The following is a 22,407-nucleotide window of genomic DNA, read 5'->3' as shown; positions in this document are numbered from 1 at the left end:
TCACTCCTTGACGATGCCGGGGCGGGAGACACCCCGCGTCAGGCGGGCGACGACGAGCAGCACCGCGGTGAGCCCGAGCGTGAGCAGCAGCTGGATGCGCGCAGCCGGGTCGATCATCGCGAGCGCGATCACGGCGGCGAGCAGCACGAGGCACAGCCACGACACCCAGGGGAAGCCCCAGAGCCGCATGGGCATCGCCTCGCCGGCACGGTCGGCCCGCCGGCGCAGCACGATCTGCGAGATCGCCGTCGCCGTCCAGATCACCAGCAGGGTCGACCCCACGACGTTCAGCAGCGCCGGGAGCACCACGTCCGGGAAGGCCCAGTTCAGCCCGACGGTGACGAAGCCGAAGGCCACCGAGGCGAGGACGGCGACGAACGGCACGCCCTTGAGGCTCGTCCGGGTGACGGACAGCGGCGCCAGCCCCCGCTCCCCCAGCGAGTACGCCATCCGGGACGCCCCGTAGATGTTGGCGTTCATGGCCGAGAGCAGCGCGATCACCACGATGAGGTCCATCACGAGGCCGACGCCCGGGACGTTCAGGGTGTCCAGGACCGCCGAGAACGGACCGGCCTGCACGGCGGGGTCGTCCCACGGGAGCACCGCGACGATGACGAAGATCGAGCCGACGTAGAAGACCAGGATGCGCACCAGCACCTCGCGCACGATCCGGCGGATGTTGCGGGAGGGGTCGTCCGACTCGGCGGCCGCGATCGCGACGACCTCGGTGCCGCCGAACGCGAAGACGACGATGAGGAGCGCCGCGGCGATGCCGGTGATGCCGTGCGGGGCGAAGCCGCCCTCATCCACCAGGTTCGAGATGCCGGTCGCCGGCACGCCGGGGATGAGTCCGACGATCGCGCACACGCCGACGACGAGGAAGGCGATGATCGCGGCGACCTTGATCGCCGCGAACCAGAACTCGAAACGGCCGTAGTTGCGCACGCCGAAGAGGTTCACCGCGGTGAGCGCCACGACGAACACGAGCACCCACACCCACGCGGGGATCCCGGGTACCCAGTTCGCCACGATCCCGGCCGCGCCGGTCGCCTCGGCGGCGATCACGACGACGAGCTGGATCCAGTACAGCCAGCCCACCGCGCTGCCGGCGCTGCGCCCCATGGCCTTCTGGGCGTAGGAGCTGAAGGCGCCGGAGCTGGGGCGGGCCGCCACCATCTCGGCGAGCATCGCCATCACGAGCACGACGATGCCGCCCGCGACGAGGTAGGAGATGAGCACGGCGGGTCCGGCGATGCTGATCGCCTGCCCGGAGCCGACGAACAGCCCCGCGCCGATCGCGCCGCCGAGCCCCATCATGGAGATCTGGCGGCGGGTGAGGCCCGGGTGCAGGCCCTTCGTGGTCGTCGTGGTGACGGGGACCTCCGTGGTCACGCGCCCACCTCCATCAGGTCGGAATCGTGGTCGGACTCGTGCGCGGCGTCGCCGGAGACCGCGAGGGCGGCTTCCACCCTGTCGATGTCGGCGGCGGAGCCGGACGAGATGCGGATGCCCTCGCCGGGGAAGGCGCGGGCGACCACGCCGCCGGCATGCAGGAGGGCGTCGAGTTCGGCGGTGCGCTCCCCCGCGGGGACCCAGAGGAAGTTGGCCTGCGAGCGGACGGCGGGCCAGCCGGCGGCGGTGAGCACGGTGTACAGCCGATCGCGCTGCGCCACGACCTCGTCGATGCGGACGGCGAGCTCGTCCTCCGCGGCGAGCGAGGCGAGGGCCGCGGCCTGGGCGAGGTCGGTGACCCCGAACGGCACGGCCACCTTGCGCTGCGCCTCGGCGATCGCGGTGGGGGCGATCGCGTAGCCGATGCGGAGCCCGGCCAGGCCGTACGCCTTGGAGAACGTGTGCAGCACCGCGACGTGCGGGTGACGGCGGAACAGCTCGATCCCGGCGCCGCGGCTGTCCGTGCGGTCGAAGTGCACGTAGGCCTCGTCGATGACGACGAGGACGTCGTGCGGCACCGCGGCGACGAAGCGCTCCAGTGCCTCGGCGTCGACGACCGTGCCGGTCGGGTTGTTGGGGTTGCACACGAACACGAGACGTGTGCGCGGGGTGATCGCGGCGCGCATCGCGTCGAGGTCGTGTCCGTGATCGGCATCCAGCGGCACGGCGACGGGCGTCGCGCCCGCGATCCGGACGAGCGAGGGGTAGGCCTCGAAGGACCGCCATGCGAAGACGACCTCGTCCCCCTCGCCGGCGACCGCGTGGATGAGCTGGGCGGCGATCTCCACCGACCCCGCGCCGACGGTCACCTGCGCCGGGTCCACGGCGTACCGGGCGGCGAGCGCCTCCCGGACCGCGGAGGCGCTCATGTCCGGGTAGCGGTGGATGCCGGCCACCCGGTCCTGCACGGCGCGCACGACGGAGGGCAGCGGCGGATGCGGGGACTCGTTCGAGGAGAGCTTGGAGGCACCGGCCGGGGCGGAGCGCCCCTGTCGGTAGGCGGGCACGGCGTCGAGACCGGCGCGGGCGGAGAGAGTCATCGTCAGAGCATCCTTGCTGTGATCCGAGAGGGGTCGCGTCACCCTAGAACGGATCGCGGGCGCTGGGCAAACCGTGCACTCGAAGCTGCGCATCGCGCGCACTCGACGGGCAGACGGACGGCGCGCGGTAGGCAGAATGCACAGCGCTGCGCCGGAGAAGGGCGCTCACCGTGCGCGCGAGACCGCGGCCGGATCGCTCACCGGCAGGCGGCACACGAAGGCGCGGCAGTCGTAGGCGCGCTCGGCGGTCGCCTCCTTGCCCTCGAACAGCTCGAACCCCGCGGCGGCGAACGCCGCGGCCTGCGCCGGCGTGACGACCGCGACGACATCGGCATCGGCTCCGCGGGCCGCGGCGCCGAGCGCCCCACCCGGCTCCTCCGTCACCACGACGAGCTGCCGCGGGGCGGTGGCGAGTCCGGCGGCGACCCGGAGCAGGCTGCCGTGGGCGAAGGGCTGGGCGAGCGCCCGGGAGGCGAGGGCCTCCACCCCCTCCGCCGCTGCCGCGCGATAGCGGTCCCCCGCTCCCAGCCGCCAGGCGGTGAGCGCGGCCTGTGCGACCGCCGCCGTGTCCGAGGGCAGGTCGCCGTCGGTGTGGTCGGGCGAGGCGGCGATGCCCTGGGCGCGGAGCAACGGATCCTCCCCGGCGGCGCCGTCCAGCGCTCCGTCGAGGAGGCCCAGGGCCGTGGCCGCCGGAGCGACGTCGCCCGTGGCCGCCGCGAGGGCGAACAGGCCCTCGGCGAGCAGCGCGAGGTCAGCGGCCGTGGCGACCGCGGCGGAGGCCCGACCGTCCAGCGATGCCCGCACGAGCGCGCCGTCGGCCCCGCGGTTGGTGTCGAGCACGGCAGCGGCGGCGTCTGCGGCGGCGGCGATCCACGCGTCCTCGCCGAGCGCGGCGCCTGCCCGGGCGAGTGCCGCGATCGCGAGGCCGTTCCATCCCGTGATGACCTTGCCGTCCACGGCGGGCGGCTCCAGTGCCGCGCGCTCCGCGACGGGACGGAGGTAGTAGCCCCCCTCGCTGCGGGCCCCGTCGATCCACGATTCGGAATCCTGTGCAGCGCCGAAGCCGCCGCCCTCCTGCCGCAGCGTGCCGAGCAGGAAGCGGGCGATCCCGCGGGCGGTCTCCTCGTCGGCGGCGTCGAGCGCGACCTCGAGCAGCTGGGCGTTGTCGGTCAGCATGCGCTCGTAGTGCGGCACCGTCCAGTCACGCCGAGTCGCATAGCGGAAGAACCCGCCGTCGGCGTCACGCAGATCCGAGGCCGCCATCGCCGTGAGGGCGCGCTCGGCCGCAGCCGCCGCCTCCGGTGCGGCCGCGCGGATGAGGGGCTCCTGGAGGAACCGCAGGGTCGTGGCCACCGGGAACTTCGGAGCTCCGCCGAAGCCGCCGAACTCCGTGTCCTCCCTGGCGGCGAGACCGCGGGCGGCCTCCGCGAGGGCCGTGGCGTCCGGGAGGCTCGGCGCCGTGGTCTCCGCCGCCTCGGCGAGGGCCGCGGTCACCGCGTCCGCGGACTCCTCGGCCTGCGCCCGTCGCGTCGTCCACGCCTCGCGGACCGCGGCCAGCACTTCACGGAACGCGGGCATCGGCGGTCGCGCCTCCGGCGGCCAGTACGTCCCCGCGTAGAAGGCGCGTCCGGCAGGCGTGGTGAACACCGTGAGCGGCCAGCCGAGGTTCTGCGTGAACGCCGACGCGGCGGCCATGTAGGCCCCGTCGACGTGCGGATGCTCCTCGCGGTCGACCTTCACCGCGACGAACCCCTCGTTGATGCGGGCGGCGGTCTGCGGGTCGGCGAACGACTCGCGCGCCATCACATGGCACCAGTGGCAGGTGGAGTAGCCGATCGAGATCAGCATCGGCACGTCCCGGCGGCGCGCCTCGGCGAAGGCCTCCTCTCCCCAGGGGTACCAGTCGACGGGGTTGTCGGCGTGGGCCCGCAGATAGGGGCTGAGGGTGTCGGCGAGACGGTTCGTCATGCTCCCACGCTACGCCGGGCTCACCGGCTCCGGACCAGGATCAGCCGACGAGCAGCTCCGCGGGACGGGACAGGGTGTAACCGACGAGCGGGAGGGCCCGCTCGGCCGCGAGCGCGATCCGCGCACGCAGCACGTCCGTCGCCACCTCGTAGCCGTCGAAGTCGGTCGTGCTCGCGTACACGCCAAGCGGGAGGGTGAGCGCCTGGAAGAACGCGAACAGCGGGCGCAGCTGGTGCTCGATCATGAGCGCGTGTCGCTCGCCGCCACCGGTCGCCGCGAGGAGCACCGGCGTGCCGACGAGGGCGTACTGGTCCACGAAGTCGAACAGGTGCTTGAACAGCCCCGTGAACGAGGCGCGGTACACCGGGCTGCCCACGATGAGCAGGTCGGCGGTCTCGATCGCCTGCAGCTGCGCCTCCACCTCGGACGGGAGCTGGTCACGGGTGAGAGCACCCGCGAGCGAGGGCCCGACCTGCGTGAGCTCGATCAGCTGCGTCTCGACCGGGGCGCGCTCGGCGACCGCGGCGGTGATCGCACGGAGGAGGGCGGTGGTCTTGCTCGGCTCGTGGAGGGAGCCCGAGACGGCGACGACGCGGAGCGGAGCTGTCATGGGCTCGACGGTACCCACGCGGACGCCCCGTGTCGCGTGAAGCGACACGGGGCGTCATGTGGAACGGAGACGAGCCGCGGGGCGCGGGCTCGGGAGCACGGCTCCGGTCAGTTGACCTCGTCGGGGTGCGAGCCCACGCGGCCGGAGCCGTCGAGCGGGTCGAGCGCGTCGATCGCGGCGATCTCGGCATCGGTCAGCTCGAAGCCGAACACGTCGAGGTTCTCGCGCAAACGCTCCGGACGCACCGACTTCGGGAAGACGATGATGCCCTTCTGCAGGTGCCAGCGCAGGACGGCCTGTGCGGGGGTCACGCCGTGGGCGGCGGCCGCCTCCGCGATCGCCGGGGTGCCGAAGAGGTCGTACTTGCCCTGGCCGAGCGGACCCCAGGCCTCGATGCGGACGCCGTTGGCCTCGGCCCAGGCGACCTCCTCGCGGCGCTGGTACGCCGGGTGCAGCTCGATCTGGTTCACGGCCGGGACGACGCCGGTCTCCTTCACCGTGCGCTCGAGGTGCGGCACGAGGAAGTTCGAGACGCCGATGCTCCGGGTCAGGCCCGCGTCGCGCAACTCGATGAGCTTCGCGAACGCGTGTACGTAGTCGTCCTTCGCCGGGGTGGGCCAGTGCACGAGGTAGAGGTCGACCTGCTCCAGGCCGAGCTTCTCGAGGCTCTCGCCGATGGCGGCGCGAGGCTCGTCGTCGTGGTGGCGGTCGTTCCACAGCTTCGTGGTGACGAAGAGCTCCTCACGGGGGATGCCGGAGGACGCGATGGCCGCGCCGACGCCCTCCTCGTTGCCGTAGATCGCGGCGGTGTCGATGTGGCGGTACCCGATCTCGAGGGCCTCGCTCACCGCCTTCTCGGTCTCTGCCGGCGGCACCTTGAAGACGCCGTAGCCCAGCTGGGGGATGGAGTTGCCGTCGTTCAGTTCGAGTGCAGGAATGGTCATCCCCCCAGCCTAGGACCTGTGATGACAGGTGCGCCCGTGCGGATGACGAAAAGCGTCAGCGGCGAGGGACGGCGGCCATCGCGGCGGCGCCCTTTCCGACGAGGCGTTCCAGAGGACCACGTCCGACGAACATCGCCCACAGCGTCGTGACCAGCAGGAGTCCTATGGCGGTGAGCGCCCAGAAGGCGTTGTCCGCGATGAAGCCGCCGGGGCCGGCGACGAGGACGACGGAGACGACGTGCAGGCTGTATGCCGTGAGCGGCATGGACCCCAGCGCGCCGAGGGGCAGCAGCGGCCAGCGCAGCGGACGGCTCAGCAGCAGGCACAGGGCGACCACCGCGAGGGCGAAGCCGCCGGAACCCAGGATCTCGGCGGTACCGCCGCTGTGCGGGTCGACGGCGAAGACCGCGCGGACCATGGAGCCGAGCGGATCCGTCGCGGCGAGCGCCTCGGGGTAGCTCTCCCAGCCGGACGGCGGCATCATGTCGTCAGGGATGAACGACGACGACGTGCTCTCGCTCCCGGAGGACGCGCTCGTCGAGGAGATGATCGATTCCGTCCCGCCCAGCCCCGCGCCCGCGCCGAGGGCACCCAGACCGTAGCCGATCGCGGCGAGGACCACGCCGACGACGAGGGCGACGACGGCCGTGCGCAGCTCCTGCACCCGGAGCCGGCCCAGGGCCATGCCGCCCAGCACGAGAGCCAGCCACACGGTGATCGGATAGGTGCCGTAGAGAACGAACCCGATGCCCGCGCCGAACGGCTGCAGCGCCACCGCGCTGAGCAGAGCGAGCAGCGCCGGGCCGGCGAGGGCGAGGACGGCGGCGCCGAGAAGCAGCTGCCGGGGCCGCCACCGCAGCACGGGGATGACCGCGACGTAGAGCAGGCCGTAGAGGGTGAGGATCACGGCGATCGGCGTGTTGAGGAGCTCCAGGGCGAGGCCGATCACGAAGATCACCGCGCCGCGGCCCACGAGGTTGAGGCGGATGCTCGGGAGGCGTTCCCGCTCCGGCAGCACGTCGCGCCCGGTCATGAGGGCGATGGAGACGCCGGCGAGCAGCGCGAAGAGGATCGACGAGCGGCCGTGCACGAGGTCGGTCCACGTGGTCGGGTCGCCCCACTCGAACGCCTCCGTCACGCCGACGTGGGCACCGGCCATGCCGAGGATCGCCAGACCCCGCGCGACGTCGAGACCGAGGATGCGCGGCGGCCGCCCGAAATCACGGAACCAGCGCACGGGACGGAGAGCAGTCATCACCCGATGATCGTATGCGGCGATCGCGGCGACCCCGGTGTGCATCCCGGCATACGATGGAGGGCTATGTCCTCCCCCGTGATCTCCTACCCTCCGGAGCTGCCCGTCAGCGCGGCCAGGGACGAGATCGCCGACGCCATCCGCGACCACCAGGTCGTCATCGTCGCCGGCGCGACCGGATCGGGGAAGACCACCCAGCTCCCCAAGATCGCGCTGGAGCTGGGCCGCGAGCGCATCGCCCACACCCAGCCCCGACGGCTGGCCGCCCGCACGATCGCGGAGCGCGTGGCCGAGGAGCTGCGGGTCGAGCTCGGCACGCTCGTCGGCTACAAGGTGCGCTTCACCGACAAGGTCTCCGACGAGACCCGGATCGCGCTGATGACCGACGGGATCCTCCTCAACGAGATCCACCGCGACCGGCTGCTGACGCGCTACGACACGATCATCATCGACGAGGCGCACGAGCGCTCCCTCAACGTCGACTTCCTGCTGGGCTACCTCGCCCGCATCCTCCCGGAGCGCCCGGACCTGAAGGTGATCATCACCTCCGCCACCATCGACCCGGAGAGCTTCGCGCGGCACTTCGCCGCCGCCGACGGCACCCCCGCGCCGGTCATCGAGGTGTCGGGGCGCACGTATCCCGTCGAGATCCGCTATCGCCCGCTCGTCGACGAGGACGCGGAGCAGGACGCCGCCGGCGAGCCGGAGGACGAGGTGAGCGCGATCGTCGCGGCGCTCCGCGAGCTCGACCGGGAGGCGCCCGGCGATGTGCTCGTGTTCCTGCCGGGCGAGGCGGAGATCCGGGACGCGGCCGACGCCGTGCGCGCGGCCTACGCCAAGGACCGTTCGCCCACCGAGGTCCTCCCCCTGTTCGGCCGGCTCTCCGCCGCGGAGCAGCACCGGGTGTTCGAGCGCAGCACCGTGGCCGGCGTCCGTCGCCGGGTCGTGCTCGCGACGAACGTGGCCGAGACGAGCCTCACGGTGCCCGGCATCAAGTACGTCATCGACACCGGCACCGCGCGTATCTCCCGGTACAGCAACCGCTCGAAGGTGCAGCGGCTGCCCATCGAGGCCATCTCCCAGGCCTCGGCGAACCAGCGCTCCGGTCGCGCCGGCCGTACGAGCGACGGCATCGCCATCCGCCTGTACTCCGAGGAGGACTACGCGCGCCGTCCCGAGTTCACCGAACCCGAGATCCTGCGCACCTCCCTCGCCTCCGTCATCCTGCAGATGCTCGCGCTGGGCTTCGGTGACATCACCGCGTTCCCGTTCCTCACCCCGCCCGACTCCCGGGGCGTGAAGGCGGCGTTCGACCTGCTCACCGAGCTCGGCGCCCTCCGCCCGGCGCAGGGGCCGGACGACGGCCCCCGGCTCACCCGCATCGGACGCGACATCGCCCGGATGCCGATGGACCCGCGGTTCGCGCGGATGCTCATCGAGGCGGGCCCTTCGACAGGCTCAGGGACCCAGCGGGGGTCAGGCCCTTCGACAAGCTCAGGGACCCAGCGGGGCTCAGGCCCTTCGACAAGCTCAGGGACCCAGCGGGGCTCAGGCCCTTCGACAAGCTCAGGGACCCCGTCGGTGCTGCGGGACGTGCTCGCGATCGTGGCGGGGCTGTCCATCCAGGACGTGCGCGAGCGACCGGAGGACCGCCGCGAGGAGGCGGACCGGCTGCACGCGCGCTTCGTGGACCCGACGAGCGACTTCCTCACCCTCCTGAACCTCTGGAACCACCTGCGCGAGCAGCAGCGCGAGCTCGGCTCCAGCGCGTTCCGCCGGCTGTGCCGCAGCGAGCACCTCAACTACGTGCGGGTCCGCGAGTGGTTCGACGTGCACCGCCAGCTCCGGACGCTCGTCAAGAGCCCCGACCGCGGGGCGGAGCAGAGCGGCGCGGCCGATCCGGATGCCATCCACCGCGCGCTGCTCTCCGGCCTGCTGTCGCAGATCGGCGTCCTCGACGAGCGCACGGCCCCCGCGGGGAAGGCCCACTCTCCCGCGAAGGACGCTCGCCGCCGGATCACGGAGTACCGGGGCGCGCGAGGCATCCGGTTCTCGATCTTCCCGGGGTCGGGGCTGCGCAAGAAGAGCCCCCGGGCGGTCATGGCCGCCGAGATCGTGGAGACCTCCCGCACCTTCGCCCGCACCGTCGCCGCGATCGACCCCGCCTGGGCCGAGCCCCTCGCCGGCGACCTCGCGAAGCGCCAGGTCACCGAGCCGCACTGGTCCAAAGACGCCGGAGCCGCCGTGGCGTTCGAGAAGGTCACGCTGTTCGGGGTTGAGATCATCCCGCGCCGGCGCGTGCAGTTCGCCCGCATCGACCGGGCCGCCTCGCGCGAGCTCTTCGTGCGTCATGCGCTCGTCGAGGGCGAATGGGACCCGTCCCGCATCGACAAGCGGGTCAGTGCGTTCTGGCGCAGCAACGCCGAGCTCCGTCGCCGCCTGGAGAAGCTCGAGGAGCGCGAGCGGCGCCGCGACATCCTGGCCGGCGACGAGGCCGTCTTCCGCTTCTACGACGAGCGCATCCCCGCCGACGTGTTCGACGTGCGGTCGTTCGAGAAGTGGTGGCGCGAGGCGCTGACGACGACGCCGAAGCTGCTCGTGATGCGGGAGAGCGACCTCATCGACGACGAGGACCGCGCCGACCAGCGCGAGTTCCCGACCCGGTGGACGCAGGGCGACCAGGTGCTCGGCCTCGCGTACCGGTTCGAGCCGGGCGCACCGGACGACGGCGTGAGCGTCGTGCTGCCTCTGCCGCTGCTCGCCCAGATCGAGGACCGCGGCTTCGACTGGCAGGTGCCGGGGCTCCGCGCGGAGCTCGTCACCGGACTGCTGCGTGCGCTGCCCAAGGCCATCCGGCGCCACGTCGTCCCCGCCGCCGACTGGGCGGAGAAGTTCGGGGCGGCGCTGGCCGACGAGGGACCGGAGGCGCACGGCGGTCTCCCCCCGCGCACCCTCAAGGAGGCGCTCGCGCGGCTCGTGCAGCCGCTCGCGAACCAGGTGGTCACGGCCGCCGACTTCGACGACGAACGGGTGCCGGCGCATCTGCGCATGAACTTCCGCGCCGTGGACGAGCGGGGACGCGTGGTCGGTTCGGGGCGCGATCTCCGGTCGCTGCAGGCTCAGCTCTCCGACCGCGCGCGCAGCAGCGTCGCCCGCTCGATCGCGCGCCCCGGGCGTGCGGAGACACCGGGACCGCGCGGGGCGGAGCGCGTGGCCGCCGCTCCGGTCGAGCAGACCGGGCTGACGGCGTGGACGTTCGGCGACCTCCCGGCGGTCATCGACACCAAGGTCGCGGGCGGCGTCGTCCGGGGGTATCCGGCGATCGTCGATGCCGGCACGAGCGTGTCGGTGCGGGTCGAGGCGACTCCCGACGCCGCGGCCGCCGCCACGCGCGACGGCGTGCTCCGTCTCGTCCTGCTCGCGGTGCCGTCGCCGTCGTCGTACGTGCAGCAGCACCTCACCAGCCAGGAGAAGCTCGCACTCGCCGCCTCGCCGTACCCGTCGGCGGCCGCGCTCATCGAGGACTGCCGGGCCGCCGTCGCCCGTCGCGTCATCGACGCCTCGACCGGCGGCGCCGACGGCCGGGACCGCGGCGTCGTGCGCACCGAGGCCGAGTTCGCGCGGGTGCGCGACGCTGTCTCGGCCGTACTCGTCGACGAGCTCTTCGCCTGCGTCTCCCTGGTCGCGCGCATCCTCACGAAGGCGCGGGAGGTGGAGCGCGGCATCAAGGCGCAGAACGCGCTGGCGCTGCTCGGCCCGCTGAACGACATCCGCACCCAGCTCTCCGGACTGCTCCACCCCGGCTTCGTCGCGGCGGCGGGGGTCGACCGGCTCGCCCACTTCCCCCGGTACCTCGACGGCATGACCGACCGGCTGAAGACCCTCGCGAACGAGCCGGGCAAGGACCGCGCGCGGATGACGGAGTTCGAGCGGATGGCCGTGCTGTTCGCGGACGCCGGCGGCACGATCCCCCTCGCGCCCGACGCTCCGCCCGCGATCGTCGAGGTGCGCTGGCTGCTGGAGGAGTACCGGGTCAGCGTCTTCGCCCAGCGTCTCGGCACCGCGCAGCCGGTGTCGCCGCAGCGGATCACCAAGGCGCTCGCGGGGAAGTGACCCCCGCCGGGTAGCCTGAGGACATGGCCCGTGCGATCGTCTACACCGAGTTCGGATCCCCCGCTGTCCTCCACCTGATGGAGGTGCCTGACCCCGTGCCCGTTCGCGGCGAGGCGCTGGTGCGTATCGAGGCGGCCGGTGCCAACCCCATCGACGCCAAGCTCCGCGGCGGCAAGCGCCCCTCCGCGCCGATCACCGAGCCGCGTCCGGTCGGGTTCGACGGCGCGGGAGTGATCGAGGTGCTGGGCGAGGGCGTCGACGGGTTCGAGGTCGGCGACCGCGTCGCGATCCGCGACACGCTCGGGACCTACGCCTCCGCCCTCGCGGTCGAGGCCGACAAGCTCGTAAAGCTCCCGGACGCCGTCACCGCGGCCGAGGGGGCGGCGATCGGCATCCCCGCCGGCACCGCGTATCAGTCCCTCCGCTCGCTCGCCGTGACGGCCGACGACGTGCTCCTCGTGCACGCAGGCTCGGGTGCGGTCGGCCAGGCCGCCGTGCAGTTCGCGGTCTCCTGGGGCGCGACGGTGATCGCCACCGCGAGCCCCGCCCGGCACGACCAACTCCGCGAGCTCGGCGCGATCCCCGTGGCCTACGGCGACGGCCTGCTCGACCGCGTCCGCGCGGCGGCCCCCTCCCCCGTGACCGTCGTCCTGGACTGCGCAGGCACCGACGAGGCGATCGAGACCTCCCTCGCCCTGGTCGCCGACCGCGACCGCATCGCGACCATCGTCCGCGGCCCCGACGCGGCCGACTTCGGCATCCGGGCGTTCTCCGGCGGCTCCCCCGAGCCGCTCACGCCGCAGGAGCTGGAGTGGCGCGCAGAAGCGCTGCAGAAGACGGTTGACCTGCTGGCCGCGGGCGACTTCACCATCGAGCTCGGCCCGGAGCTGCCTCTCGCCGAGGCGGCGCGCGCCCATGAGCTCATGGAGACCGGCGCCGCCTCGGGGAAGATCATCCTCGTCCCCTGAGGGATCAGGGTGGCACCGGAGCGGAGGTGCTGCCGCGACAGGCTCCGATCCGATCGCCTATCCTCCGGGGCAGTCGCACTCACTGCCGCTGTAGCACTGGCACACCGAGTCAGGGTAGTCGGCCTTGGTGGCGGTGATTCTGACGTCGAGTTCTTCGAGCGGGACGACGTCCTCGATGCCGTCCAGCTCCGGGATACTCGGGCAGTCCGCGGGGCCGGTCTCCACGATCTCTTCGCCTCGCGGAAAGGTCAGGGTGAAGCACACCGCCCCTTGGCGCTGCTCGTACCACCAGCCACCGCCCGTCTGCGCGCCACCGAATGCGAGGAGTGTCAGGGTGGTGCTGTCGCCCCTCTTGTCGAGGGCGAGGAGCTTGAGGGGGTTGCCGTCGAGCTCGTCGGTTCCGTCCCGGAGGTCGGAGGCGAGGGAGAGTTCGGCGATCGTCACTTCCGGGTCCGTGACGATCGTGCCGCGGTGCTCCCACATGCTGTCCTGCGCCTCTTCGATGGAATCCGCGAGGCTCAGCCGCACGAGGTTCTCGATGCTCGGCGCGCACCCGACGAGCATGGCGGCCGCAGCGACGAAGCCAGCGACAGGGAGGCTTCGGCGCCGCAGACGGCTTGTCATGATGCGACGGTAGCGCATCCGGCGACGACCTCCGTGCAGGTGACCACGCCGCCAACGGCACACCCTCGGAGCGTTCGCTGCGATATTGGTGTGAACCGAAACAGCGGAATCGAGCAATACGGACGTGAGCCCCGATAACGAGGTGATTGAACGCTCGATCCACGAGCCCGCTGTCTTTCAGGCGTTGTACGAGCGCCATTCGACGTCGGTGTATCGCTACGCCGCCCAGCGTTTGGGTGACCATGCGGCGGATGACGTGATGTCCGAGACGTTTCTTGTGGCCTTCGACCGACGTGCGGCGTACGACGTCACCGTGCAGAGCGCGAGACCGTGGCTGCTCGGGATCGCAACGCGGCTCATGCGCAAGCATGCCCGTGTGGAGGCGACCGCGTGGAAGGGGATGTCAGCGGACCTCGCCGCTCAGGTCGCCCCGGACTTCATCGAGCAAGCGGGAGCGCGCATCGACGCGGAGCGGCTCACCCACCGGTTGACGAAAGCTCTTCGACGTCTGCCGGCTGCGGACCGAGACACGCTGCTGCTCTATGCGTGGGCAGATCTCGACTATTCGGCGATCGCTCAGGCGATGCAGGTGCCGGTCGGCACCGTGCGCTCACGACTCAACCGGGCGCGACGGAAGCTTCGTCGCGCAGCCGCCCTCACCTCGATCGAACAGGAGACGGATCATGGACGAGCTGACGCTGCTCCGCAGCACGCGTGACGGTTCCCGCGCACCGAGCGCCGCGGCGCTGACGCGCGGACGGGCCGCTCTCGCCGAACGTATCGACGGGGAGACGCCTGTGGCGCTTTTCTCGCACCTGGGGGAGAACACGAGGTTTCGTCCTGCGCCGACACGTCGACGCACATTCGCGTGGGCTGGATTCTCCATGCTGGGCGCCGCAGGTCTCGTGGCCGCGCTGGTGGCCACAGACGTTCTGGGCGTCGCCGAGTGGAATGGCGGAGCCGATCCCGCCGCGGCGAGTGCGCTCCACTCGGCAGCGCTCGCGACCATGGAGGTCAGCGACCCGGTCGTCGGACCGGGGCAGTATCTGTTCGTTCGCACCGACGGCGCTTTCGGTGCCGTCGGAACTCTCGAAGCGGATGCCGAGAAGATCAAAGCGAACAACGGAAACACGGTGCCGGAAGGCGACGTCTCCATGATCGACGGCTACCACGACGAACTGTATGTGCCCGCTGATCGTGACGACGACTGGGTGTGGATCCAGTGCGGACGATGGCCACTGCAGACGTTCGGCCCCAGGTCGGAGGCTTTCGCCCGCGAACAGGCAGCGAACTTCTCCTCGGCCGATTCGAGCGTCATCCGGCGAATCCCCGGAGGGTTCGGCCCCGACGGGCACCGCGTAGGCAGCTCTCAGACCACCACGACCAGGAGCGTCGACGACGGTGCCCTCCCGCGTGACCCGGCCGAGCTCCTCAACAAGATCTACGAGCTGAACGGGACCTCCGGGCAGTCTCGCGACGGGCAGGCGCTCGAGTGGATCACAAGCGCTCTCGAGCGAGGGACCGCGCCCGCCGAGTTCAGGGCAGCGCTGTACAAAGCGGCCGCACTGATCCCGGGGGTGACGATCACGGATCAGCAAGCGACCTTGAACGGCACCACCGGGATCGCGATCGGCCGGTTCGAACCGGCGAACGACGTCCAGTACGACATCATCATCGACCCCGATACCGGGCGGTACATCGGCGAACGCGAGGTCACACTCACCGCGTTCGCCAGCTTCCCCGCGGGGACGACGACGAGCTGGACGACCGTGACAACCTCGGTCGTCAATGCCGCGCCCACCGATATCGCAACCTGCGACAGATAGGACACGACCGAGCGCGGCCCGGAACTGCCCCCGTGAGGTCAGGCGGGGGCGACGGGGCGGCCGAGCGAGAGCATCAGCCGGTTCGCCCAGTTGAAGAAGGCCGCGCCGTGCACGACGTCCGCGATCTCGAGGTCGTCCAGTCCGGCCGCACGGAGGCGCGCGATGTGCGCGGGACCGAACGCGCGGGGCGTGTCGGTCAGCGCGACCGCGGCGGCGACGATCGCGTTCCAGCGCTCCCCGAGGTCCGCGTCCACGCCCTCGGCGAGGAGCGCGTCGATGTCGTCCGGCCGCTTGCCGTGGTGCGCCGCGAACCGGGAGTGCACCGACGCGCAGAAGACGCAGCCGTTGCGGCGGGAGGCGGCGGTGGCCGCGAGCTCCCGCTCCGCGCGCGGGAGCCCCTCCGCGGTGTTGTAGAAGATGTCCTTGTCGACGAGGGTGCGTGCGCGGAGCACCTCGGGGTCGCGCGCGAGCAGCCGGAAGTACTCGTTCTTCGCGCGGGCGGCGTCGACGAGGCCGTCGAGGTGTCGCGGGGTGAGATCCTCCTCCGTCAGCGGCGCGAGGTGCGGCGTCCAGCCGACCTCGGCGCGGGTGAAGGCGTCGGGATAGGGGGCGTCGTCGTGCCGGAGCACGGTGTCGGCGGCAGTCATGCGGCGTCCTCGTCGGTGTCGGTATCGGTGGCGGTGGCGGTGAGTCCGGCGTCCTGGAGCACCCGCAGGCCTGTGACGACCCGCTGCTGGAAGGCGAGGAACGACACGAGCTGCGACAGCGTGACGATGCCGTCCGTCGACCAGCCGGCGTCGTGCAGGCGACCGAGGTCGCCGCCGGATGCCTCGCGGGGACGGAACACCAGCAGGTGCGTGTGCGCGAGAGCCGCCGCGAGGCGCTCCCCCAGGGCGGTCGACGCCGCCTCGTCCGGCACGTACCGCGCGCCGTCGGTGCTCTCGGCCTCCAGCCCGCGTTCGGTGTAGGCGCCGAACGGTCCGGTGGTCGCGGCTGCTTCGGCCTCCCGGGCGACGATCGCGGCGCGCTCCGGGTCGATCTCGCGGGCCTTCCCGGCGTAGAACTCGGCCGTGGGGTCGTCGGCACCGGCGAGAGCGGTCGCGAACGCCGCGATGAGCGCGCGCTCGGCGAGCGAGACGTGCTCCGCGGAGACCGGGTGGAACAGCGCGTCGAAGCTCGCCTGGAGCTGCTCCCTGGTCACGGGGCGGCGACGACGCAGCGCATCCAGCTCCGGCGTCACCCCCGTCAGCTGGTCGACGATGTCGGCGGTCATGCGTTCTCCTTCACGGTGGGGGTGTTCTCGGCAGTGCGGGTGCTCTCGGGATCAGGCGGGGTCAGCGCGTAGCCGAGGGCCGGGGCGACCTCGGTCGCGAACAGCTCGATCGAGCGCAGGACGTGGGCGTGCGGCGCGTCGACCGAGTGCACCTGGAACGCCACCTCGGTCGCGCGGTGCAGCGTGGTGTCGGCAGCGAGCGAGGCGGCGACCTCCTCGGGCGTGCCGAGATGCGTGTCGAGAGCGGCGATGAGGTCGTCGAGGTCGTCTCCGGGGATGGTCTGGCCCTGCCGACGGAAGCCCTCGGCCGCGCGTCGCAACCCGACCTCGGCGAACCGGAGCGCCTCGGCGCGGTCGTCCGCCACGAACACGGTGCGGGAGGCGGTGATGCGCGGGGTCGCCTCGGCGGGCAGCGCGTCGAGGTAGGCGTCGATGATGGGGTCCTGCAGCGCGGACAGCGGCGCGTGCAGCCGGTCGTGGGGGCGGGGCTGCGTGCGGGACAGCAGCAGTCCGTGACCGTGGACGCCCGCCCGATGACCGCCGGGTGCCGAGAACGTCGCCTGCCAGATGCGCGCGGCCATCGACCCCGCGTCCGGATACAGCGCGTTCCCCGCCCCCACGTCGCGGCCTGCGAGAGCGTCGAGCAGGACGCCGAGCTTGCGGTCGTAGGTGGGTCCCTTGTCGCGCACGTCCTCCCCGAAGGGCGCGAAAGACGACGGGGTGCCGCCGCTGCCGAGTCCGAGGTCGATCCGCCCGTCCGCGAGCAGGTCGGCCACCACGGCGTCCTCGGCGACCCGGACCGGGTCTTCGAGGGGAAGGGTGATGATCCCGGTGCCGAGGCGGATCCGCGAGGTGCGTGCCGCCGCGTGCGCGAGGAAGACGAGCGGGGAGGGCAGCCCGCCTTCCGCCGCCCGGAAGTGGTGCTGCGCCACCCACGCCCGCCCCACGCCGTGCTCCTCGGCGTGCTGGATCTGCGTCAGGGCGAGGCGGTAGCGGTCGGCCGGGGACGCGTCGTCGAGGAGCCGCGTGAAGAACGCGACGGTGGGACGAGGGGTGGTGCTCATGCGAGGATCTCCGTTCGTCCGGGGACCGCGGCCAGCAGCTCCCGGGTGTTCTCGTGCTGCGGGTCGTGGAACAGCTCTTCGGTCGGTCCGTCCTCCACCACGCGACCGCGGTGCATCACGGAGACGGTGTGGCTGATGCGGCGCACCACCGCGAGGTCGTGCGAGATGAAGAGGTAGGTGAGTCCGAGCTCGGCCTGGAGCGCGGAGAGCAGTTCGAGGACGCGCGCCTGCACCGTCACGTCGAGCGCCGACACCGCCTCGTCGAGCACGAGGATCTCCGGGTCGACGGCGAGCGCCCGCGCGATCGCGACCCGCTGGCGCTGCCCGCCGGACAGCTCGCTCGGGGTGCGGCGGGCCGCATCCGCCGGCAGCGCCACGCGTTCGAGCAGCGCGACCGCCCGATCCCGACGATCGGAGCGGGTCCCGATGCGGAAGTTGTGCAGCGGCTCGGCCACGATGTCGGCGATCTGCTGCCGTGGGTCGAGGGAGGCGAACGGGTTCTGGTACACCAGCTGGATCCGCCGACGCAGCGCACGCAGTCGCGCCCCCTCGACGGCCGTCGCGTCCTCCCCCACGAGCTCCACGGTCCCGGCGTCCGGACGGAGGAAGCGCGTGACCAGGCGCGCGGTCGTGGACTTGCCCGATCCGGACTCGCCGACCAGCGCATGGGTCGTCCCGCGCCGCACCCGGAAGGAGACGTCATCGACCGCCCGGAAGCGTTCGCGTCCCGAGACCCGGAACTCCTTCACGAGGCCCGCGGCCACGATCTCCCACGGCTTCTCGGCGGCCACCGCCGCGGCATCCCGGAGGAACGGCGGCGCGTCCGGGCGTCGGAAGCCGGTCGTGAAGGCCGGCGCGTCGGCGAGCAGCTGCCGCGTGTACGGGTCTTCCGGCTCCGCGAGCACCTGCGCGCTCAATCCCTGCTCCACGATCCGGCCGTCCTTCAGCACCGCGATCCGCGCCGCCCGGTCCGCGGCGACGCCGAGGTCGTGCGTCACGAGCAGGATGCTCGTGCCGTCCTCGCGCTGCAGCTCGTCCAGAAGGTCCAGCACGCGGCGCTGCACCGTGGCGTCGAGGGCGCTGGTGGGCTCGTCCGCGATGAGCAGCCGAGGGCGGAGGGCGATCGCGGCCGCGATGAGGACGCGCTGCCGCATCCCGCCGGAGAGCTCGTGCGGATACTGTCGGGCGCGCAGATCGGGGTCGTCCAGCCCGACGCGGTCGAGCAGCTCGAGCACGCGGGCGTTGCGGGAACGACGGTCGCGATGCCCGTGCAGGCGCAGCACCTCGGCGACCTGCACGCCGACGGGGCGCACCGGGTCGAGCGACGTCGTCGGATCCTGCGGCACCAGCCCGATCTCCGACCCGCGGATGCCGCGGAACGCCCGATCCGACCATCCGGAGATGTCGAGGTCGCCGAGCCGGACGCGCCCGCTCTCGACCCGTCCGCCCTCCGGCAGCAGGCCGAGGAGGGCGTGTGCCGTGGTGGACTTGCCGGAGCCCGACTCGCCGACCAGGGCGAGCGTCTCCCCCTCGGCGATGGCGAACGAGAGGCCGTGCACGACCTCCCGGCCGGCGTACGAGACCCGCAGGTCCGACGCCGTGAGGACGGGTGTGGCTCCTGACGGAGGGGTCGCCAGTGTCATCGGGTGCTCCTTCCGAGCCGGTGGCTGATGCGGTTGGCGCTGAGCACGACGGCGACCACCACGAGGCCGGGCAGCGCCGTGAGCCACCAGGCGGTCGCGATGTAGTTGCGTCCCTCGGCGATCAGCAGCCCCCACTCGGGGGTGGGCGGCGGAGCGCCGTAGCCGAGGAAGCCGAGGGTGGAGATGGCGAGGATGGCCGTGCCGAACTGCAAGGCGGCGAGCGCGACGATTGGGGTGAGGGCGTTCGGGAGCACATGCCGGCGCAGCACGGAGAAGAAAGTGCCGCCGCTGCCGAAGGCCGCCTCGACGTACTCGGTGCGCCGCACCCGCGCCACCTCGGCGCGCATGAGCCGGGCGAAGGCGGCGACGCTGCCGAGTCCCACGGCGATCGCCGCGTTGACGGTGCCGAAGCCGAGCAGGATGATGACGGAGAGCGACAGCAGCAGCCCCGGGATGGCCAGCAGCACGTCCACGATCCGCATCAGCACGTCGTCCACGACGCCGCCGGTCGCGCCGGCGACGGCTCCGAGAAGCGTGCCGAGCGCGAGGCCGACCGTCACGGCGATGAGCGCACCCGACAGCGAGTGCACCGCGCCGTGGACGACCCGGCCGAACAGATCGCGGCCGAGCGCGTCGGTCCCGAACCAGTGCGCGGCGCTCGGGGGCAGGAGCTTGTCCGCGGGTACGCCGGTCAGCGGGTCGCCCGGCGCGAAGACTCCGGGGATCACCGCAAACAGCACCGCCACGGTGACGACCGCGAACGCCAGATACAGCCCCCAGGCGCGCGACCGCGGTCGCGGACGGGAGGCCGAGACGGGAGCCGGGGCGGACGGCGCGGGCGGGGCACCGGGCTTCTCGACGGTGGTCTCCGCGATCACGGGAGCGGTCATGCGGGTACCTCCTGGGCGGCGGGACGGACGGGGCGGGACCGGGCGGCGCGCGCCGATCGCCGCTGCCGCGGATCGATCAGGGGCGTGGCGAGGTCGACGGCGAAGCTGATCACCACGAACCCCAGGGCCGACAGCAGCACCACCCCCTGCAGCACCGGGATGTCCTGGTTCGCGACCGCCTGCTCCGTGAGGCGTCCGATGCCGGTGCGGCCGAAGACCGTCTCGGTCACCACCGCTCCTCCGACGAGCTCTCCGAACAGCACCCCCGCGATGGTGAGCGTCGGGACGGCGGCGTTGCGCGCGACCGAGCGCGTGAGCACCCACGCCGGCGGCGCGCCCTTCGCCCGCACCACCGTCACGAACGGCTGCGCCTGCACCCGGTCGATCGACCGGACCAGCACCTGGGCGAGGGGCGCCGATATCGGCACGGCGAGTGTGAGGACGGGGAGGATCAGGCCGCTGACGGGGTCGGCTCCCACGATCGGCACCCAGCGGAGTCCGAACGAGAACACCTGGATGAGGAGGATGCCGAGCCAGAAAACCGGCACCGCGACGAACAGTCCCGGCACCTGCCGCAGGCCGTCCCGCAGCCACGCGAAGGGGGCGAGCGCGGAGAGCGCCGCGATCAGCACCGCGAGCACGACCGCGACCAGGAGTCCGAGCGCCGCGAGCAGCAGCGTGGCGGGCAGCGCCTCGGCCAGCATCGTCCGCACCGGGGTGCCGTACTGGGTCGAGTAGCCGAAGTCACCCGCCAGGAAGCCGAGACCCGCGTGCAGGTACTGCTCCCCCCACGGCACGTCGGCGCCGTAGGTCGCGCGGATGTCGTCGAGCTGCTCCGGCGAGAGCCCCAGGCTCGGGTCGGAGAACTTGATGAGGATGGCGTCTCCCGGCAGCAGCTGCAGCAGGAAGAACGTGGCCGTGAAGGCCGCGATCAGCACGATCGCGGCCTGCCCGGCCCGTCGGAGGACGAAGGTCATGGGGTCACCGTGATCCTCAGTGCTCCGCGAGCCACACGCCGGAGAACGTGGGCCGGCCGACCGACTCGAACGCGACGCCGTGCACGTACGTGGCCGCACCGTAGACCTGCGGCTCCTCGAAGAGCGGGATCACGTACGCCTGCTCCGCGATGTAGTCCTGCACGGCCTGCGAGGCGGCCACCCGCTTCTCGGCGTCCGGCTCGGAGGCGACGGCCAGCAGCAGCTCGTCGAGCGTCGCGTCCTGAGAGATGAGCACGTCGCGGTTCTTCGTGAAGTACTGGCTCTTGATCACGTCGAGGTCCGCACGGCCGACCATCGAGTGGTAGAACCCCGTCTTCAGCGGATCACGGGTGTCCTCCGCGTAGCTGCCCGCATCGCCGGGCTTGACGGTGAGCTCCACACCGACAGCCGCGAGCTGCTGCGCCACGAGCTCCAGGGTCTGCTTCGACAGGGGCTGCGGCTTGGCCTCGTAGACCGTGATGGACAGCCGCTCGCCGTCCTTCTCCCTGATGCCGTCGGCGCCGGGCTCCCAGCCCGCCTCGTCGAGCAGCGCCTCCGCCTTCTCCGGATCGTGGGCGTAGTGCGCGGACTCGTCCTTGTATCCCGCGGCCTGCGAGGACAGCACCGACGTGGCCACCGGGTAGTTCTCGGTGAACAGGGTGTCGACGACCTCCTGCGCGTCGACTGCGGCGATGATCGCCTGGCGCACGCGGATGTCGGACAGCAGCGGGTTCTCCGGGCGGAGGGCGATCGAGTTGTTCACGCCGCGGGTCTGCGGGGCGTACAGCGTGAATCCGGCGCCCTCGACGCGGTCCTCGTCGAACGCCTGGACGTAGCGGACGTAGTCGGCCTGGCCCGCGAGCAGCGACCCGATGCGGACGGAGTCCTCGGGGGTGACCAGCACGTGCACGGCGTCGAGGTACGGACGGCCGTCGTTCTCGGCACTGTCCGGGCCCCAGGCGTAGTCATCGCGGGCGGTGAGGGTGTACTCGGTGCCGAGCTTCTCGTCCGTGACGGTGAAGGGGCCGGAGCCGATGATGTTCTCCGCGTTGCCCGCGCCGAAGTCCTCGATTGTGCCGTCCAGGGTCTCCGGAGACAGCAGTCCCGAGTTGATGGTCGACGTCGCCTGCAGGAATCCGGGCGACGGCGCGCTGAAGCGGAACGTCACGGTTTCCTCGTCGACCACCTCGCTGCCGGCGTAGTTGTTGATGGCCTCGGAGACGGTGAGCCCGCGCTCGGCGTCGCCCAGACCGTAGGTGTCGAAGTTCTTCGCCACGGCGGCGGCGTCCACGGGCGTGCCGTCCGAGAACGTCACGTCCGGGGTGAGGTCGAAGGTGTACTCCGTGGCGTCGTCGTTCACGGTCCACTCCGCGGCGATCCAGGGCTCGATCTCGAGCGTCTCCGGGTTCTGCCAGGTGAGCCGGGCGGCGATGTTGTTGACGATGCCGCCGTTCGGGTAGAAGCCGGCCTGCGGCGGATACAGGTTCGTGTAGGCCTGGTGCTCGAGGTAGGTGAGCGTGCCGCCGGAGACGGGGTCCCCCGCCGTGGCCGGGGTGTTCCCCGGGGCGGGCGAGCTGGCGCAGGCGGCGAGGCTGCCGGCCAGGACGAGCGGGACCGCGACGGCGGCGGTGCGGATGAGGCGGCGGTTCATGCGGAGGACTCCTCGGGTTCGGAAGGCAGGGTCTCGGGTGCGGGTGCAGTGCGGGTGGTGTTCACGGTAGGAAGCGGCGGGGTGCAGCGGCGAGGCCGCGGACTCCGGG

General features: G+C 72.1%; 18 protein-coding genes. 4 read left to right on the top strand and 14 right to left on the bottom strand.

All coding sequences use genetic code 11. The features are described from left to right. From CJ226_RS09700 to CJ226_RS09675, 6 genes are all read right to left on the bottom strand, one after another. Positions 1-1,392 carry an amino acid permease gene (locus CJ226_RS09700; RefSeq protein ID WP_102209043.1) on the bottom strand — a complete coding sequence of 464 codons (1,392 nt, stop codon included), beginning with the start codon at positions 1,390-1,392 and terminating at the stop codon, positions 1-3. Further along, entirely contained in the window at positions 1,389-2,492 is a 1,104-nt protein-coding gene (gene hisC / locus CJ226_RS09695) for a histidinol-phosphate transaminase (protein WP_102209042.1), read from the bottom strand. The genes CJ226_RS09700 and hisC overlap by 4 nt, the downstream gene beginning before the upstream one ends. A gap of 165 nt (positions 2,493-2,657) precedes the next feature. Beyond that, on the bottom strand, positions 2,658-4,460 hold the full coding sequence (locus CJ226_RS09690) for a thioredoxin domain-containing protein (RefSeq protein WP_102209041.1): 1,803 nt from the start codon (positions 4,458-4,460) through the stop codon (positions 2,658-2,660). A gap of 40 nt (positions 4,461-4,500) precedes the next feature. After that, entirely contained in the window at positions 4,501-5,070 is a 570-nt protein-coding gene (gene msuE, locus CJ226_RS09685; RefSeq protein ID WP_102209040.1) for an FMN reductase, read from the bottom strand. Positions 5,071-5,177: 107 nt separating this feature from the next. Continuing rightward, positions 5,178-6,014, bottom strand: coding sequence for an aldo/keto reductase (locus tag CJ226_RS09680; protein ID WP_071330032.1), 837 nt, complete (start codon positions 6,012-6,014; stop codon positions 5,178-5,180). Between the two features lie 55 nt (positions 6,015-6,069). Beyond that, positions 6,070-7,269, bottom strand: a complete 1,200-nt coding sequence (locus CJ226_RS09675) for a DUF1624 domain-containing protein (protein ID WP_257996610.1) — start codon at positions 7,267-7,269, stop codon at positions 6,070-6,072. 66 nt (positions 7,270-7,335) lie between these two features. On the opposite strand from CJ226_RS09675, the gene hrpA reads away from it, so the two are divergent. Together hrpA and CJ226_RS09665 are read left to right on the top strand one after the other, a co-directional pair. Continuing rightward, entirely contained in the window at positions 7,336-11,382 is a 4,047-nt protein-coding gene (gene hrpA / locus CJ226_RS09670; protein WP_102209038.1) for an ATP-dependent RNA helicase HrpA, read from the top strand. A gap of 23 nt (positions 11,383-11,405) precedes the next feature. Then, positions 11,406-12,350, top strand: coding sequence for an NADP-dependent oxidoreductase (locus CJ226_RS09665; RefSeq protein ID WP_102209037.1), 945 nt, complete (start codon positions 11,406-11,408; stop codon positions 12,348-12,350). Positions 12,351-12,407: 57 nt separating this feature from the next. Here CJ226_RS09665 and CJ226_RS09660 read toward each other — a convergent pair whose 3' ends face one another. Beyond that, positions 12,408-12,974, bottom strand: coding sequence for a hypothetical protein (locus tag CJ226_RS09660; protein ID WP_146008238.1), 567 nt, complete (start codon positions 12,972-12,974; stop codon positions 12,408-12,410). A gap of 124 nt (positions 12,975-13,098) precedes the next feature. Here CJ226_RS09660 and CJ226_RS09655 point away from each other — a divergent pair, with 124 nt between their 5' ends. Together CJ226_RS09655 and CJ226_RS09650 are read left to right on the top strand one after the other, a co-directional pair. Further along, positions 13,099-13,692: an RNA polymerase sigma factor gene (locus tag CJ226_RS09655; protein WP_231868258.1), complete on the top strand. Its 594-nt coding sequence runs from the start codon at positions 13,099-13,101 to the stop codon at positions 13,690-13,692. Continuing rightward, positions 13,658-14,800, top strand: a complete 1,143-nt coding sequence (locus CJ226_RS09650; protein WP_102209036.1) for a CU044_5270 family protein — start codon at positions 13,658-13,660, stop codon at positions 14,798-14,800. The genes CJ226_RS09655 and CJ226_RS09650 overlap by 35 nt, the downstream gene beginning before the upstream one ends. 38 nt (positions 14,801-14,838) lie before the next feature. Here the strand turns inward: CJ226_RS09650 and CJ226_RS09645 are convergent, their stop codons facing one another. Genes CJ226_RS09645 through CJ226_RS09615 form a run of 7 tightly spaced genes read right to left on the bottom strand, consistent with a single transcriptional unit; the run spans position 14,839 to position 22,298 of the window. Beyond that, complete coding sequence (locus CJ226_RS09645) at positions 14,839-15,447, bottom strand: alkylhydroperoxidase domain protein (RefSeq protein ID WP_062636448.1); 609 nt, start codon at positions 15,445-15,447, stop codon at positions 14,839-14,841. Next, positions 15,444-16,073: a CMD domain protein gene (locus CJ226_RS09640; protein ID WP_102209035.1), complete on the bottom strand. Its 630-nt coding sequence runs from the start codon at positions 16,071-16,073 to the stop codon at positions 15,444-15,446. The genes CJ226_RS09645 and CJ226_RS09640 overlap by 4 nt, the downstream gene beginning before the upstream one ends. Continuing rightward, positions 16,070-17,137 (bottom strand): putative FMN-dependent luciferase-like monooxygenase, encoded by a 1,068-nt coding sequence (locus CJ226_RS09635; protein WP_102209034.1) that lies wholly within the window; start codon positions 17,135-17,137, stop codon positions 16,070-16,072. The genes CJ226_RS09640 and CJ226_RS09635 overlap by 4 nt, the downstream gene beginning before the upstream one ends. Next, a complete protein-coding gene (locus tag CJ226_RS09630; RefSeq protein WP_102209033.1) occupies positions 17,134-18,780 on the bottom strand; it encodes an ABC transporter ATP-binding protein in 1,647 nt (548 codons plus the stop codon). Before CJ226_RS09630 ends, CJ226_RS09635 begins: the two co-directional genes overlap by 4 nt. Further along, positions 18,777-19,670, bottom strand: coding sequence for an ABC transporter permease (locus tag CJ226_RS09625; RefSeq protein WP_102209032.1), 894 nt, complete (start codon positions 19,668-19,670; stop codon positions 18,777-18,779). The genes CJ226_RS09630 and CJ226_RS09625 overlap by 4 nt, the downstream gene beginning before the upstream one ends. Further along, positions 19,667-20,647 carry an ABC transporter permease gene (locus tag CJ226_RS09620; protein WP_102209031.1) on the bottom strand — a complete coding sequence of 327 codons (981 nt, stop codon included), beginning with the start codon at positions 20,645-20,647 and terminating at the stop codon, positions 19,667-19,669. Before CJ226_RS09620 ends, CJ226_RS09625 begins: the two co-directional genes overlap by 4 nt. A gap of 16 nt (positions 20,648-20,663) precedes the next feature. Then, a complete protein-coding gene (locus tag CJ226_RS09615; RefSeq protein ID WP_102209030.1) occupies positions 20,664-22,298 on the bottom strand; it encodes a TIGR04028 family ABC transporter substrate-binding protein in 1,635 nt (544 codons plus the stop codon). Between the last annotated feature and the right edge of the window lie 109 nt (positions 22,299-22,407).

The sequence above is a fragment of the Microbacterium sp. UMB0228 genome (assembly GCF_002871415.1).
Classification (GTDB): Bacteria; Actinomycetota; Actinomycetes; order Actinomycetales; family Microbacteriaceae; genus Microbacterium.
This window is presented reverse-complemented; position numbering and strand designations above follow the sequence as displayed.